The 16332-nt window shown below is 68.4% G+C and carries 9 protein-coding genes; 5 read left to right on the forward strand and 4 right to left on the reverse strand.

Translation table 11 applies throughout. The features are described from left to right. Positions 1–77 precede the first annotated feature (77 nt). Together ACWEBX_RS32435 and ACWEBX_RS32440 are read right to left on the reverse strand one after the other, a co-directional pair. Positions 78–1052, reverse strand: coding sequence for a DMT family transporter (locus tag ACWEBX_RS32435; RefSeq protein WP_451888347.1), 975 nt, complete (start codon positions 1050–1052; stop codon positions 78–80). Continuing rightward, positions 1049–1981 (reverse strand): phosphatase PAP2 family protein, encoded by a 933-nt coding sequence (locus ACWEBX_RS32440; protein WP_451888348.1) that lies wholly within the window; start codon positions 1979–1981, stop codon positions 1049–1051. The genes ACWEBX_RS32435 and ACWEBX_RS32440 overlap by 4 nt, the downstream gene beginning before the upstream one ends. Before the next feature lie 265 nt (positions 1982–2246). Here ACWEBX_RS32440 and ACWEBX_RS32445 point away from each other — a divergent pair, with 265 nt between their 5' ends. Beyond that, complete coding sequence (locus ACWEBX_RS32445; protein WP_384783463.1) at positions 2247–2864, forward strand: TetR/AcrR family transcriptional regulator; 618 nt, start codon at positions 2247–2249, stop codon at positions 2862–2864. A 183-nt stretch (positions 2865–3047) separates the two neighbouring features. Here ACWEBX_RS32445 and ACWEBX_RS32450 read toward each other — a convergent pair whose 3' ends face one another. Continuing rightward, on the reverse strand, positions 3048–4091 hold the full coding sequence (locus ACWEBX_RS32450) for a DUF2510 domain-containing protein (protein ID WP_451888349.1): 1044 nt from the start codon (positions 4089–4091) through the stop codon (positions 3048–3050). Between the two features lie 557 nt (positions 4092–4648). On the opposite strand from ACWEBX_RS32450, the gene ACWEBX_RS32455 reads away from it, so the two are divergent. Both ACWEBX_RS32455 and ACWEBX_RS32460 read left to right on the forward strand, forming a co-directional pair. Then, the gene (locus tag ACWEBX_RS32455; protein WP_451888350.1) at positions 4649–7315 is read left to right on the forward strand and encodes an ATP-binding protein; all 2667 of its coding nucleotides are present in this window, start codon (positions 4649–4651) and stop codon (positions 7313–7315) included. A 299-nt stretch (positions 7316–7614) separates the two neighbouring features. After that, the gene (locus ACWEBX_RS32460; protein ID WP_451888354.1) at positions 7615–7743 is read left to right on the forward strand and encodes a hypothetical protein; all 129 of its coding nucleotides are present in this window, start codon (positions 7615–7617) and stop codon (positions 7741–7743) included. A gap of 25 nt (positions 7744–7768) precedes the next feature. Here ACWEBX_RS32460 and ACWEBX_RS32465 read toward each other — a convergent pair whose 3' ends face one another. After that, positions 7769–9034, reverse strand: a complete 1266-nt coding sequence (locus ACWEBX_RS32465; protein WP_451888351.1) for an IS110 family transposase — start codon at positions 9032–9034, stop codon at positions 7769–7771. Between the two features lie 1060 nt (positions 9035–10094). Between ACWEBX_RS32465 and ACWEBX_RS32470 the strand changes: the two genes are divergently transcribed. Beyond that, a complete protein-coding gene (locus ACWEBX_RS32470; protein WP_451888353.1) occupies positions 10095–15500 on the forward strand; it encodes a DUF6531 domain-containing protein in 5406 nt (1801 codons plus the stop codon). A 425-nt stretch (positions 15501–15925) separates the two neighbouring features. Next, positions 15926–16282, forward strand: a complete 357-nt coding sequence (locus ACWEBX_RS32475; RefSeq protein WP_451888352.1) for a hypothetical protein — start codon at positions 15926–15928, stop codon at positions 16280–16282. Positions 16283–16332: the final 50 nt, after the last annotated feature.

Here is a 16332-nt window from a genome sequence, read left to right on the forward strand (position 1 = left end):
TCTCCGCCCCTCCACCCTGCGGTGGGGCGCCCGGTCCTCGCTCCGCGGCCGCCCTTCCGGCATGTGCCGTCCGCCCTCTACAGGGACGTCAGATGGCCCGAGTCGCTCTGCCGGGGCACCAACGAGGGTTCGTGCGCGGCTCCGTTCGGCTCCAGCGCCAGCACCGCGGCGACCGGGTGGTCGTCGTCCGCCAGGCCCTCCAGGTGAGCGACCGCCGGCGCCGCGACGGGCTCGGGCGCCGAACGGGACAGCGTCACCACGCCCCACGCGGCGACCGACGCTCCCACGAGCGCGAGCAACAGGCCCCCCGCGCCGCCCTGGAGGCGCTCGCCGAGCAGGGACAACCCGATCGCCGCCGCGGCCAGCGGGTTGGCGAGCGTCACGACGGCCAGCGGTGCGCCGAGCCCGCCCTGATAGGCGGTCTGCGACAGCAGCAGCCCACCCGCCGCGAAGGCCGCCACGAGCAGGGCCACCACGACGACCTGCGCGCTGAACGGCGAGTCAGAACGGTCCGTCGCGGCGACCGTCACGGTCTGGGTGAGGGCCGAGGCCACGCCCGAGGCGAACCCGGAGGCCGTCGCGTGCCGCAGCCCCGGCCGGGCACCGCGCGCAAGGACGCCGATGACCGCGGCGGTCGTACCCGCGACGGCGAGCGCCTGCGGCAGGCTCAGTACCTCGTCCGGAGCGGTCCCGGACGCCGTGACGAGCAGTGCGGCGAGTCCGGTCAGCGTGAGCGCCGTGCCGCGCCACTCGACCGCGCTCACCCGCCGTCCGGCGAGCCGCGCCCCCAGTGGCACGGCGGCCACGAGGGTGAGCGCCCCGAGCGGCTGGACCAGCGTGAGGGTGCCGTACTTGAGGGCCGCCACGTGCAGCAGGGCGGCCGAGGCGTTCAGTGTCACCGACCACCACCAGGCACCCTGCGCCAGCAGGCCCAGCGTGCCCGTGTCCGAGCCCGCCGACCGGGCGGCGAGCCGCTCCTGCGCGACGGCCGCGGAGGCGTAGGCGACGGAGGAGAACAGGGACAGGACGACGGCGGCGAGTGTCGGGTTCATCGCCCCGCTCCCACGAGCTCGGGCAGATCGCGTACGGGCGTCTTCGCGCGCCCCTGGACCGGGTGCCGTCCCGAGGTCGTCGCCGTCCGGTGCGGCGGGTGGACCACGGCGAGGGCGACGCAGAGCAGGGCGGTCGCGACGATCGCGTCCAGCCAGTAGTGGTTCGCGGTGCCGACGATCACCAGCAGGGTGAGCAGGGGATGCAGCAGCCACAGCACGCGCAGACGCGACCGCGTCGCGGCGATCAGGCCGATCGCGACCATCAGCGCCCAGCCGAAGTGCAGCGACGGCATCGCGGCGAACTGGTTCGCCAGGGCGTCGGCGGCCGGGTGCGCGCCGTACACGGTGGGCCCGTAGACCTGGCCCGTGTCGACGAGACCCGTCCCGGCGAGCAGTCGCGGCGGTGCGAGCGGGAACACGAGGTGCCCGACCAGGGCGGCGGCGGTGACCAGGGCGAGGATCCTGCGGGCCCACACGTAGTGCGTGGGGCGCCGCAGATACAGCCAGACCAGGAAGGCGGCCGTGGCCGGGAAGTGGACGGTCGCGTAGTAGGTGTTCGCGAGGTGCACGAGCGTGTCGCTGTCCAGCAGCGCGCCCTGTACGGCGGCCTCGCCCGGCAGGTGCAGGGTCCGCTCCCAGCCCCAGACGCGGTGCGCGTCGGCGTAGGCCTCGTCCGTGCGGCCGGTGGCCAGCAGGCGGCCGGCCTTGTAGACGGCGAAGAGTCCGACGACGAGCAGCAGCTCCCGCAGCAGCGGCGGGCGCGCCGCGGTGTCGTCCGGGCGCGCGTCGGCGCGCCGGGGCGATTGCGGGCGCGGCCGGGCGTGAGCGGCCGCGTCGGGCGACGCGGCCGCGGGTGGCGCCGCGTCGGGCGGTTCCGTTCGTGAAGCGGATTCGGATGCCGGATCCGCAGGCTCGGTTCGGGAATCCATCCCCGACCCCCTTGCTGACGGTCTGAAGTCGTGCGTGCGCGGTGAGCCCAGGACAGGATCCACTCGGCCTTCCCGGTGGGGGAGAGGAGTGGATCCTGTCCGAGGCTCATCGATACGGCAGTGTACCGATACGACAGTGTACCGATACGACAGTGTACCGATACGCAGGTGTACCGATACGGACGCGTACCGGTACCCTTGCGTATCGATTACACTGAACGCAAGACCGCACCGGTCTATGCCGGATCGAGCGAGGAGAAGCGTCATGACGTCGCAGGCCGCGGACGGACCGGAGACGGTCGTCGCCTCGCGCCGCTCCAAAATCACGCCCGAGCGTGAGCAGGAGTTCTACGACGCCGTGCTCGAACAGATCCGGGAGTGCGGGTACGAGGCGCTCACCATGGAGGGTGTCGCCGCCAGCACCCGGTGCAGCAAGTCCACGCTCTACCGGCAGTGGAAGACGAAGCCCCAGTTCGTGGCCGCCGCGCTGCGTAACAACCGCTGCCCGCGGTTCACGGGGATCGACACCGGCTCGCTCGCCGGCGACCTCCGCGCGGCGGCGACGGCCGCGGGTGAATGGTCGGCCAGGGACAGTACGCAGCTTCTGCAGGGGCTCGGCAATGCCGTCATGCAGGACAAGGAGCTCCAGCAGGCGCTGCGCGACGCGCTCGTCGAGCCCGAGGTGGCCGAGCTGCGGCAGATGATCACCCGTGGTGTCGAGCGCGGTGAGGTCGACGCAGGGCACCCGGCGCTGGAGTTCATCCCGGCCCAGATGCTCGGGGTCCTGAGGGTGCGCCCCCTGCTGGACGGGCAGTACGCGGACGCGGCGTATCTCACACAGTTCGTGGAGGCCGTCGTGCTGCCGACGCTCGGTCTCACCTGAGTCTCAGGCCGTTGTCCGTGGGATGACCGGACGTCGGCCTGTTCCGCGCCGCACCGTGGGGACGGGGGCGGCGCGCACCCCCCGGCCGGGTGGGGTTCCCCTTGAGCGGAGGGGCGCTCCACCCGGCCGATCCACGTCCACGGTGTCCCGGCGCCGGGACAGAGGCGTCCGGTGCGGGCGGTTTCAGACGTTCTGGCCGTTCCCGCCGGTTCCGCTCGCGACCTTGATGCCCTGGGTGATCGTGTCGATGATCGACTGGTCCGGGGCCTTGGAACCGATGTCGACACCGAAGCGGACGACGACCAGCGAGCCGTGGTCGGCGGGGGACGGGAACACGAGCGATTCGACGTACCCGTCGTCACCCTTGCTCGTCACGACCTTCCAGCGCACCAGATAGCCCTTCTCGCCGGCCACCGTGACGGCCTTCGAGGCGAGCTCCGTGTGCGAGGTGATCGAGCCGTAGCCCTTGCCGTAGGACTCGGTGGCGTTCTTGGGGATGTCCTCCTTGGCCGCCGCCTCCGCCGTCTTGGACTTCAGCTTCTGGGCCGTCGCCGGGGCCGAGTAGGCACCGCCGCGCTGGCAGTTCTGCGAGGTGTCGCCGGGGCATTTGTAGGTGTCCTTGGTGGAGACCGCGGCCGTGCCCGCGCCGTTCTGGCCGGTCCATCCGTCCGGCACCGGGATGCTGATGCCGTTGTAGACGTCCGTGGCGAAGCCGGGGTCGGTCTGCGGCCCGCCCGACTCGCCGGGCGCCGGAGTCTGCCCGCCGGAGCCGCCGGAGCCGCCGGAGCCGCCAGGGCCCCCTTGGCCGTCCGAGCCGCCGGAGCCGCCGGAGCCGCCGGGCGCCCCGCTCGGACCGCCCTCCTGGCCGCCGCCGGGTCCCCCCGGTCCGCCCTGGCCGTTCGGCCCGCCGGAGCCGGGCGAGGCCGCGCTGCCGCCGCGTCCGCCGTCGCTGGTCAGGGCGTACACACCGCCGCCGATGCCGGCGAGGACGGCGACCGCCGCCGCGACCGCTATGCCCGTGCGCAGCCTGCGCCGCGGGCCGCTGGGGGCGTACTCCGGATACGGTGCGTCCCCCGCCGGGTACGCCGGGGGACCCCATCCCGCCGCCGACCCGACGGGGCGGACCTGGTCCGTCCATGTCCTACCGTCCCACCAGCGCTCGGTGGCGGGAGCGTCATCTGTCTGCCCGGGGTCGGGATACCAGCCGGGGGGAGTCACCTGCGTCATGGGCCCACCGTATGAGCCCAGGGTGAAAGGCGGATGAGAGGGTCCCCCAAGGCCCTCGGGGATCTGACGCGGCCATGCCGAAGCTCCCACCGGACGGATGAAGAACGCCTGTGCCAGGAGCGCGCCCGCCCCGCACCGCCCCCGGGCCGGCCGTCGCACTCCGGGGAGTGGGGCGCGAGAGCCGGGGACGCCGGACGGAAGGGCTCGGCCGGACGTCCGCAGGGCCCGCGAGCGCGGCTGCGCGAGGGCGCGGAAGGCAAGGGCGTGCAGGTCACCCATCGCGCGCCGGGGCGCTTGTGCCGGTTCTTCCCTGAGGCGTGGGGCTTCCCGGAGCGCGCCCCCGCGCGGTGCGCGAGAGAGGAAAATTACTTTCATTTTCCCGTTGATTGACTGTCCGTCACTTCCCTTTGTGGCTACGGCATGTCCGGCGAAGCGGCCTCCGCGAGTCCGCCGTCACCCGTCTCGGCAACTGGTGCCGGGTCCCGCCTCCGTCGCGGCTTCCAGGAGGCTAGGCTCGTTGCAGTTACGTCGTTTGGGCGACCTGGGGAGGTAGCGGGATGACGGAGGTACGACCCGGAGCGGTCGCCTCGGCTTCCCTGTGGGAGCGCGAAGAGGAGGTCGCCACTCTCGAAGAGGCGATCACCGCGCTGCGGGCGGAATCCGCGACCTCGGGCGCCCTGCTGGTGCTCAGCGGAGAGGCGGGTCTCGGCAAGACCGCCCTCCTCGCCGAGGCGCGCAGGATCGCGGAGAGCAACGGCTGTGCCGTGTGGTCGGCGCGCGGCGGCGAGACCGTCACGTCCGTCCCCTTCAACGTCGTACGGCAGTTGCTCCAGCCGGCCCTCGTCTCGCTGCTCCCCGAGGAGGCACGCGAATACCTGGGAGACTGGTACGACATCGCGGGACCCGCCCTCGGCATAGCCGAACCGGGCGACCGGCAGCCGGACCCGCAGGGCGTCTGCGACGGTCTGGTCGCCGCGGTCCGGCGTCTCGCCAAGCGGGACTGGCCGCTCGTCCTGCTCATCGACGACGCGCACTGGGCCGACCAGGAGACCCTGCGCTGGCTCGCCGCCTTCGCCGAGCGCCTGGACGACCTGTCCGTCCTCGTCGTCGTGGCCCGCAGGCCCGGCGGGGTGAGCGGCGAGAGTTCCCGGCTGCTCGACGCCGTGGCCGCCGCGGGCCGTCCGGTCGCCACCCTGACCGCGCTGACCCCGGCCGCCACCGAGGGACTGACCCGTGCCACGCTCGGCGAGCAGGCCGACGCGCCCTTCTGCCGCGAGGTGTGGGCGGTCACCGGCGGCAACCCGTACGAGACCGTCGAACTGCTCGCCAAGGTCCAGGACAGCGAACTGGAGCCGGTCGAGGGCTCGGCCGCCGAACTGCGCGACCTGAACCGCTCCGCCCGCGGCCGCGGGCTCGTGGCCCGCCTCGAAGGACTGGGGATCGACGCCACCCGGTTCGCCTGGGCGGCCGCCATCCTCGGCACCGGCATCTCCCTCGACCTCGCCGCCCAACTCGCCGGAATGCCCGACGAGGAGGCCTCCCGCTGCGCCGAACTGCTGGGCGCGGCACGCATCCTGACGACCGTCGGATCCACGAACGGCCACCGGCAACTCGGCGAGCTGGAGTTCGTGCACCCGCTCATCGCCACGGCGGTCTACCGCTCGATCCCGGACGCCCTGCGCACGGCGATGCACGGTCAGGCGGCCTGGGCGGTCACCGAGTCCGGACGCGGTGCGGCCGCGGCCTCCCGCCATCTCCTCGAAGTGCATCCGGACGACGATCCCGAACTCGTAGAGCAGATGCGCGAAGCCGCCCGCGAGCACCTCGCCGTCGGCGCACCGGACGCGGCCCGGCGCTGCCTGGAACGGGCGTTGAAGGAGCCGCCGCTGCCCGAGGTGCACGCACGGGTGCTCTACGAACTGGGCTGCGCCACGCTCCTGACCGCGCCGTCCACGACCATCGGCCATCTCCGCGCCGCGCTCGAACGGCCCGGACTCGAGGACACCGTGCGGGTCGACGCCGTCTTCCGGCTCTCCCAGGCGCTGCTGCACAACAACCAGTTGGACGAAGCCGTCCGCACCGTCGACGCCGAGGTCGAGCGGCTGGAGCCGGGACCCGCCCGGATGCGGCTCCAGGCCGTCCACTACATGTGGGAGGGCATCCACGCGGGCGAGGAGCGCGCCGGACACTCCAGCGGTCTCGCCGAACTCGTCACGACCTGCACGGGCCGCGACAACTCCGAGCGCGCGCTGCTCATACTGCGCGGCTTCGACGCGATGACCCGCGGCGAGAACGCCGAGGAGGTCGTGGAGCTGTGCGACCGGTCCCTCGTCAACGGCCGTCTCGCACCCGGACTCGCCTGGACCGACACCGAGTGGGGCGTGGAGCTGCTGCTCATGCTGGGCAGCGCGTACGCCTACACGGACCGGCTGGACCGGGCCGAGAGCCTGTTCAGCGAGGCGCTGCACGCCTATGTGAAGGCGGGCTGGAGCGGCGGTCACCTCTCCCTGGCCAACGCCTACCTCGGACTCGCCCACCGCAGGCGGGGCCGCCTCGCCGACGCCGAGCACTACCAGCGCGAATCGCTGCGCCTCGCGGAGCGGGTCGGACGCGGGCTGCCCCTGTACTGGTCGGCGACCTGCGGGCTCATCGACACCCTGCTGGCTCGCGGACACGTCCAGGAGGCGGCGGAGATCGCCGAGCGCTACGGCTTCGCGCCTCCGTACCCCTCCACGATCGTCCTGCCCGACACCCGCTCGGTGCGCGGCCGCCTGCTGCTCGCCGTCGGCCGCACCAAGGAGGGCATCAACGAACTGGAGGCGGCGGAGAAGGCCGCCGCCGCCCGCGGCCACCACAACACGGTGCTCGCGCCGTGGGCCGTCGACCTCGCGAGGGCACTCGCCAACGAGGACCCCGCACGCGCCGCCTCGCTGGCCGGTGACGCCCGCCGCCAGGCCGAGCTGTTCGGCACCGACACCGCGATCGGCGAAGCCCTGCGATGCGCCGCCGCCCTGGAAACTGGTCAGCGCGCCGTCCGGCTGGCAGCCCAGGCGGTCACCTACCTGGAAGCCTCTCCCTGCCAGTACGAACACGCGGCGGCCCGCGTCGAGTACGGCATCGCGTCCCGCTCGGTGATGGAACTCAACAAAGGCCTGACCCTGGCCCGAGCCTGCGGAGCGGACGGCCTGACGGCGAAGGCGGAGGCGGCACTCACGGGCCTGTAACGAGCCCGGCCGCCACCTGGGACGGCGGACGGCGTACAGCCGGCGGCACGGCCAGGCTCAGCACGCCGGTGCCCGTCGGCAGAGACGCAGCCCGCGTGTGCCCCGGCCGAGGCGGCAGCCGACGAGTGCGTCTGGCCAGCCGGCGGCCCGCGTGTGGCTCTGCGGTCCGGTCACCCTGGGGGCTTTGTCCTGTGGCCCGGAGCCGAAACCCAGTTCCAACGGCAAGAGTTGGCAGGCGACATTCTGGGGGCACGGGCAACTGGGCAATGACAGTGTCTGATCACTGCTCAGGGAGCCTCTTGCCCGGCGCGCACCGCTACGACGAGGTGGAGTGGGAGCTCCGTGACACCTTCATGACCAACTGGCGCGACGGCTCGGTCAACTTCGAGCAGCGTGGCGTCGAGTTCCCTGACTTCTGGTGGGACTGACACAAAAATGACGTGAACTCCCGGCTCAGAGAGCGGTGATGGGCTCGAAGCGGACGGTCAGGCCGAGGCTGTTTGCCTCCTTGGTCATGCGGCGCATGGCGCGTTCGGGGTCGCGGCGGGTGAAGTGATCGGGGCCGAGTTCGCGGTAGGGGGTGTGATCGTGCAGGACGTGCCAGATGGCGATGGTGAGTTTGTGCATCACGGCGACGAGGGCCCGTTTGCCGCCGCGCCGGGCGGCGAGGCGGCGGAAGAAGACGCCGAGGTAGGAGTCCTTGTTCTTGAGCGCGACCATGGCGGCGATGCCGAGCAGGCGTTTGAGGTTGGCGTTGCCGGGACGGGTGCGGCCGGACTTGCTGACCCCGGCGGATTCGTTCTGGCCGGGGCAGACTCCGATCCAGGAGGCGAGGTGGTGGGCGGAGGCGAACTGAGCCATATCGCCTCCGGTTTCGGCGAAGATGATCTCTGCGCCGAGACGGCCGATGCCGGGGATGGTGGCCAGGAGGTCCAGGTCCTGTTCGCGGTCGGCCAGCAGAGCGGCGATGCGGGCGTCGAAGGCGGCGATGACGCATTTCCAGCGGTCGATCTCGTCGAGGTAGTGACGGATCATGAACGCGTGGTGCGCGGTGAACTTCCCGTCCAGTGCCTCGATCAGGGCAGGGATCTTGTTGCGGGCCCGGCCACGGGCGAGATCGGCGAGGCGGGCGGGATCTCGTTCGCCGTGAATCAGGGCTTCGAGAATGGCGCGGCCACTGGCCCCGGTGACGTTGGTGAGAACGGCGGAGAGTTTCATCCCGGTGTCCTCCAGCTCCTTTTCCAGCCGCTGGTTCTCCCAGCCCGCCGCCCGGACCAGCTCGGTGCGGCGACGGGTGAGATCCCGCAGTTCGCGGACATGGCGCTCAGGGACGAAGGAAGCCATCACCATGCCGGCGGAGCCGGCCCGGGCGAGGAAGGCCGCGTCGTTCGGGTCGGTCTTGCGGCCGCGGATGCCCTTCAGATGGGCGGGGTTGACCAGCACGAGGTTCAGATGGGGCTGGAGCGTGTAGTAGACCGGACGCCAGTAGTCCGAGGTCGCTTCCATCACCACCACTTCCACCTGCCGCTCCGTCAGCCAGGCCAGCAGTCTGCGTACTTCGGCTGTCGTGGTGCCGAACCGCTCTGTCTTCAGTGACCAGCTACCGGCTCGCTTCGTACTCGGTGTGCGCACACACGCGATCAGGAACCGTTTTCCCAGGTCCACTCCCGCGGACCGCAGGTGGATGACATCGTCCTTCACGTCCTGGAGCCGGGGCATTGCGTTCTCCCTCCCGCCCGGTGCATCCCTTCGCCGCGGGCGTCCCGGAGGGGCCAAGGGAGTAGGCGGAGTCTGACACGCGTGCTCCCGGCAGCGGATCTCCGATGCCCTGGCAACAGTCCGTGGTCCCCTGGTCGGCCCCCATCGCCATCCTGTAAAACGAGCTCGCTCGCATCGCAGGCCCATCGGCTGACCGGGACACCCAGCCCCATTTTTCCGTACCCGAGGTGATCAGCGCAGCGATCCCGCCCACCTGTAAGAAGAACGGCTCCAGCTCACTTTCGGTGATGACGGAGCGTCATGTCGCTAGGGTCGCTTCTGAGACCTCCGCCGCGGCTTGGGGGAGATGCTCCCGGCCGTCGGGTCACGTTGTGGGAGCTGTAGCCGAGAGGCAGCGCACATCGCGGTCCGACCAGCAGTTACTACTCTGCGCACCCGCGCTACCTCTTCGGCGGCGCCGAACGGATCACCCTCAACGTCTCCGCCAAGACCTGGACTGACCTACGCAACATCACCGCGAGGCCCGCCTCACCTATGTAGCCGTCACCCGAACCCGTCAGCGGCTGGAGATGGGCGGCCTGCCCTGGATCGACGATCATCCGGAGGGCGGACTGTCAGGTGACACCAGATTACGGACAGGGCTGTAAAGCCACGTGCGCCCTCTCTTGGACAGACCAGCGCGGGGCCGACGTGTGGAAGCGGAGAATCACGGCCCTCAACGTGGGGCGCGCGCTGGTTTGCCGGGGGATCTTCCTTGCAGCACGGCCAGTTTGCCCAATGAACCGCCGACACAAATCGAGCCAACTGCTACAGGTGCTGCCGGTAGGCCGGATCATCGGCTCCGCTCAGAAAGCTTTGTTATCCCTGCGTTCGGTTTGTCGCGATGTTTCAGCCATCTTTGCAGCCGTGTATTGATCTCCGCGTCACGGAACCCTCATGATCTTGAAGTTGTTGTGTGCATGTAGTCGTTCATGCCCACATCGTGACTCGGGGGTGGGAAGTGCTGGGTTCCATACCTGCACGTGCACGGCTGTTGGTCCTGCTTGTCGTGTTATCCGTGATGGTGGGCGGCGGCTGGTTGGTCAGCCTGGCTGCCGACGGGGCTCACGAGGTCGGCGACGCGGCGTACCGCGGGCCGAAGCCTGCGGCGCACCAGGAGCCGGTGACGCCGCAGCAGCGGCGTGAGCAGACCAAGGGCCGGGCGAAGCCCTCGAGGCCACACGCGCTGCCTTCGACTAAGAGCAAGCCCGCCACTTCTGCGCAGATCAGACTGCACCAGCACAACCAGCGGCAGGCGAAGGCTGCAGAGCCGAAGGTTCCAGGCACGCCAACTGGGTCAAGGGCTGGGGTTCGACCGGCCGCTTTTGCAACCCGTGCAGGCACGGCCGCAGCCGCGGCTTCGTATTCAAGCGGTGCGCTCTGGCAGGTAACCGCCGACCCGTTCGGGAACGCGGCCGCCCAACAGGGCGGGTTCCTGATGACGCTGGGCAACCACATCGGCGCCGCCGTTCCGGGGGAGCCGCTCCAGCTGTCCGCCGCCATCTTCCAGGCTGGTGGCGCGACGGGGGAAGTACACCCGGTCAAGGTGCGCTGGAAGCTGGACGCCTACAGTTGCCGTCTCAGCAACGACGACATCAAGTGGTTCGATTTCGGTCAGACGGTGTCGGCACCGACGCTGAATACCGGTGTGGAGCTGCCGGTGGTGAACGCGTCGTTCACGCTGCCCGCGCCGGAGTGCACGAACCCGTTGCCGCAGTACTTCATCTATGCCTGTACGACGGTGACGGACGACCCGGGTGCCACGGAAACGTGCGGCTCCTACAACGCGTACTACATTGTTCCGGCGCTGCCCGACGGGGCGGCCTGCGGTGCCGTGTGCGGCGACGCGAGCGGCGCGGCCGGCACGACGGTGATGCGTGCGGACCCGGTGAATACCGCGACGGGCGCGTTCACGGAAGCCTTCACCGACGCACAGGTTCCCGCCTCCGGCGTTGCCCTGACGGTCGGACGGGTCTATTCCTCGGACAACGCCTTCACCGGTGCGCTGGGCAACGGTTGGCAACTTCCCTGGGAAACACGGCTGTCGATCGGCTCCAACGGTGACGTGGCGCTGATCGGTGAAGGCGGCAGCCGCCACGCCTACGTCAAGAAGTCGGACGGAACGTTTACGACTCCGGGCGAGGCCCGCTCCAAGTTGACCACGGACGGCACCGGCTACAAGGTGACCACCGCCGATCACTCCGCCTACGGCTTCAACGCCGCAGGACAACTCACCGCAGTCAAGGACCGCAGCGGTCACGGCCTGACCCTGGCCTACACCGGCTCCCAGCCCACACAGATCACAGACGCAGCCGGACGCTCGGCAACGCTCCACTACGCCGGCGGGCTGCTGGACACGATCACGCTGGCGGACGGGCGGGTGGTCGACTACGGCTACACCGCAGGCCGGTTGACCAGCGTCACCGCTCTCGACGGCAAGTCGGAGAGCTACGGCTATGACGGTTCCGGCCGGCTGAACACGGTCACGGACGCCCGCGGTAAGCGGATTACGTTCAACGTCTACGACACACAAGGTCGAGTCATTACCCAGACGGACGCGCTGGGGCACGACACAGCGTTCGCCTATTCCAAGAACGGCGTGTTCGACCAGGTCGACGTTACCGCTCCGGACCATGGCGTATGGACGGACGTCTACTACAAGAACGTCCTGTTCACGCAGCTCGACCCGCTGAGCAACAAGAGCTACTACCGGTACGACAAGTTCTTCAACCGCACCAGCGCCGTCGATGCAGAGATCCGCGAGACCCAGTGGACGTTCGACAGCTCGGGCCGCATGACAGGACGGTCGAACTCCGCGTCGGACGAGTCCTGGACCTACGACGCCAACGGCAACGTCTCCACCTATGAGGACGGCGAGTACAACAAGACCGTCTTCGGCTACAACACAGCCAACCAACTCACCACGGCCAAAGACCCGCTTGGCAAGACGACCGCCTACGGCTACAACGCGACCACCGGACTGCTGGAAACCGCCACCACCGCGCGCGGCAAGACCACCAACTACGGCTACGACGCCGACGGCAATCTCAAGACGCTCACCACACCGACGGGCAAGAAGACCACCTACACCTACTTCCCGTCGGGGCAGCTGAAGACCGTCGTCGATCCCCGGGGCAACGTCACCGGCGCGGACCCGGCGAAGTACACGAGCTCGTACACCTACGACGCCGCCGACCGCGTCAAGACGGCTACCGACGCCCGAGGCAACACCACCACCTACGGTTACGACGAGGTCGGCAACCTCAAGACGCTCACCGACGCCCGCCAGCGCACCACCAGTTACGACTACGACGACGCCGGACGTCTGTCCACGGTGACGGATCCGGCCCTGAAGCAGACCCTGCTCGGATACGACCCGGTGGGCCGCCTGAGCAAGGAGACCAACCGCAGGGGTGCGATCGTCACCTACCAGTACGACAAGGCCGGCAACCAGATCCAGGTAGTCAGCGCCCGCGGTAACGCCACTGGCGCCGACGCGAAGCAGTACACCTGGACGACCGGCTACGACAAGGTCGGCAACCGCAAGACCGTCACCGACCCGCTGGGCAAGACCACCGCCTTCACCTGGGACGCCGACAACCGGCCCGTCTCGGTCACCGACCCCCTCAGCCACACCCGCAGCGTCACCTATGACGACAACGGCAGTGTCGTCAAGACCACCGACGGCCTCGGCCACGGCATGGCGCTCACTTACGACGACGACAACCGGCTCGCCACCTCCAAGACCTGGGCCGGCTACTCGACCTCGTACGAATACGACGACGACAGCCACCTGTCGGCCCAGGTCTCGCCGGAAGCCGAACGCACCACCTACACCTACAACGACGACGGCCAACTCGTTACCTCCGTCGACCCGCGAGGCAACGTCAGCGGCGCCGACCTGGCGAAGTACACCTGGGCCTACGGCTATGACGAGGCCGGCAACCCCACATCCGTCACCGACCCGCTCGGCCACCAGCGCTCCACCGGATATGACGCCGTCGGCAACATCGCCTCGGTCACCGATGCCCGCAAGAAGCAGACCCTCTACGAGTACGACGAACTCAACCGCCCCAAGAAGGTCACCGCAGCGGACGGCGGCATCACCGCCTTCACCTACAACACAGCCGGCTTCCTGGACACCACGACGGACGCCAACACCCACACCAGCACCTACGGCTACAGCGCTGAAGGCCAGCTGACCTCCGTCAAGAATCCCCTGTCCAAAACCGTCGCCTACGAGTACGACCTCGACGGCAACCGCACCAAGGTCACCAACGCCCGCGCGCAGACCATCGTCACCACGGTCGACGCCCGCAACCTGCCGACCAAGGTCACCTACTCCGACGGCACACCGGCCGAGACCTACGTCTACGACGACGCGAGCCGCCTCAAGGACGTCACCGACGCCACCGGCAGCCGCAGCCTGACCTACGACAACGACGACAAGATCCTCACGATCACCTCACCGGGTGCCACAAAGCCGTTCAGCTACACCTGGAACACCGACGACACCCTCAAGTCGCGTACCAACCCGGACGGCCGGGCCACCAGCTACACCTACGACAAGGTCGGCCGGACCAAGACACAGACGAGCAACAGCAAGGCCGTCACCTACGGCTACGACAAGGCCGGCAACCTCACGTCGGTCGTCCTGCCCACCGCCACGGCCCGCAGCGAGACCCGCACCTACGACGAGGCCGGCCGCCTGGCCTCGATGGCCACACCGACCGTCAACAACACCTATACCTACGACGAGAACAACCGCCTCGTCGCAGACAAACCAGGCACCGGCTACCCAGCCCGCTACGGCTACGACGACACCGGCCGCATGACCAGGGCCTGCACCGACACCTCCGCCACCTCCTGCCTGACCGGCACCAGCGGATCCACCTACGGCTACGACAAGGTCGGCAACCTCAAAACCACCACCAGCTCCAGCTCCACCACGACCAACGACTACGACGCCGGCGACCAGCTCTCCACCACCACCGTCGGCACCACCAAGACCAGCTACACCTACGACGCCGACGGCAACCAGACCAAGGACGACGACGGCACCTACGCCTACGACCCGGCAGGCCGCGTCAAGTCCGCCACCATCGGCAGCGACAGCTTCGCCTTCCTCTACGACGCAGACGGCAACCGCACCGTCTCGAAGAAGAACAGTGCGCTGACCAGCACCTCACGCTGGGACATCAACAACGCGCTGCCACAGATCGCCACCGACACCGACTCCACCGGCGCCCTGCTCGCGGACTACCACTACGACCCCGACGGCACGGCCCGCTCCATGGACCGCACCGCCGGAACCTACTACTTCACCCAGGACCGCCAGAACTCCGTCAGCGCCGTCTACGACACGGCAGGCGCCGACAACTACCACTACACCTACAGCGCCTGGGGCACCCCCACCGGCACCGCCACCATCACCGGCGGCCAGACCAGCACCTTCGGCTACACCGGACAGTACAAAGACCAATCCCTGCCCGACCGCCTCCAACTCCGCAACCGCTCCTACGACACCACCCAACGCCGCTTCACCACACAGGACCCCGTCCCTGCCGCGGCGGACAGCCCCAACCAGTCCGCCTACAACTACGCCGACAACGACCCCGCCAACCTCTCAGACCCCTCCGGCAACTGCCCGATGTGTATCGGCGCTGGCATCGGAGCTGTCGTCAGCGGCGGCGTCTACGCCCTTACCCACCAGGACGACTTCGACTGGGGCGACTTCGCAGTCGCCACGGGCGAAGGCGCGGTCGTCGGAGCAGCCGGCGGCTTCCTCGCCCCGGCCGGCGCAAGCCTCGCAACGCAACTCGGGTTGCAGGGCGGACGGGCTCTCGCGGTCACCGCCGTCACTGATGCCGTCATCGGCATGGGCTTCACCTGGGCCGTCAACACCGCCCAATGCCAGCCCACCACCCCCACTGACCTTCTCGTCGGCGCTCTGACCGGTGGACTCAACGGTCTAATTGGGCCGGCCTGGCGATGGGGCAAGGGACTGTTCGGGAAGAAGGCCGCGCTTCCTCAGAAGTTTGGCCCCGGAGCGGCGCACTCGGCCGATCCCGCATTCAACGATGACGGGGTTTATCTGTACAAGGCCCCTCAGCGGGGGCTCGGTGAACGCCAGCGAGTCAATGGGTACAGGGAGGAAGATTTTCCTGGAGATCCGCATAACAGGTCAGCCGATTTGGACGGGCAGGCTTACTTCGGACTCGGGGAGTCCGGCAGGAAAATCGCGGAAACGTACGCCAGGTCGTACGGCGAAGGTGTGATCGTCATCAGGATTCCCGCTGCCGAGTACCAGCAGCACTTTAAGATCTATGAAAAGCTGTACCAGGGTGGGCCAGAGATAGAGGTCGCAATTCACAACTATGACCTCTGGAAACTTAACGAGTACGGGAACAGGGGTTGGTATGGGTGAATCTTGACCAGGCTTGGAGTGATGCAAAGCGACTCCTTCCATTTGGCACACCGGTGCAGGGTATTCTTGAGAAGGTGTACCCCTTTGGAATGTTTGTGCGGGTTGCCGAATTCCCGAACGTCAAGTTTGTCGTCGACGCTGTATCGTACGCGCCGAATGGGGAGATTGTTGATTCCAGGAAATGGCCTGCGATTGGTTCCTCTATTGAGGGAGTTGTCGTCGACCATGTCGAACACAATTGGGAGATTAAGCTTCACGTCGGATAGTACGTGCTGCGGCTGCGACTAGTGTTGGTGTTAGTGCAGCAGAAAAGATCCCGGAGGGCTTCGGTTTGCTGGATCGGTCGACCAGTGGATGCAGAGCGAACGGCATCGATCACTTAGGCTTCCGTTGGGAAGGATGACGAAATGAGGGGGTATTTCTAGGTGGGGAATCTCAAAAGAATCGGTGCTTCTGTTGCGGTGGTGGCGGCACTGACCGCTTCTGCTCCGGCATTTGCGTACAGCATTTCGACCGATGGGGCGTATGGCTACACGTCTCGGAACGAAGCCGTTGCCAATATCAAAGACATCAAGGAAGACGGCCACCCGGTCAAAATCCAGTACTACAGACTGAATAGTTCGGGTGTTCTCCGTACCATTTGGGAGAAGCGGGGGAACGGACACACGAGTTCAAGCGGCTCGGGATCCTATATCCTGGAGATCAAGGCGTGCGAGTACATAGACTCATGGCCGGATGACTGCACAGCCTGGTTCAACGGAACGATTCCCGGATCCGGGTGAAGTGACAAACCAGGATGCCGTCGTGGTCCCCCAGCGCAACGGGGGACCAC

This window comes from Streptomyces sp. NPDC005070, from assembly GCF_053600395.1.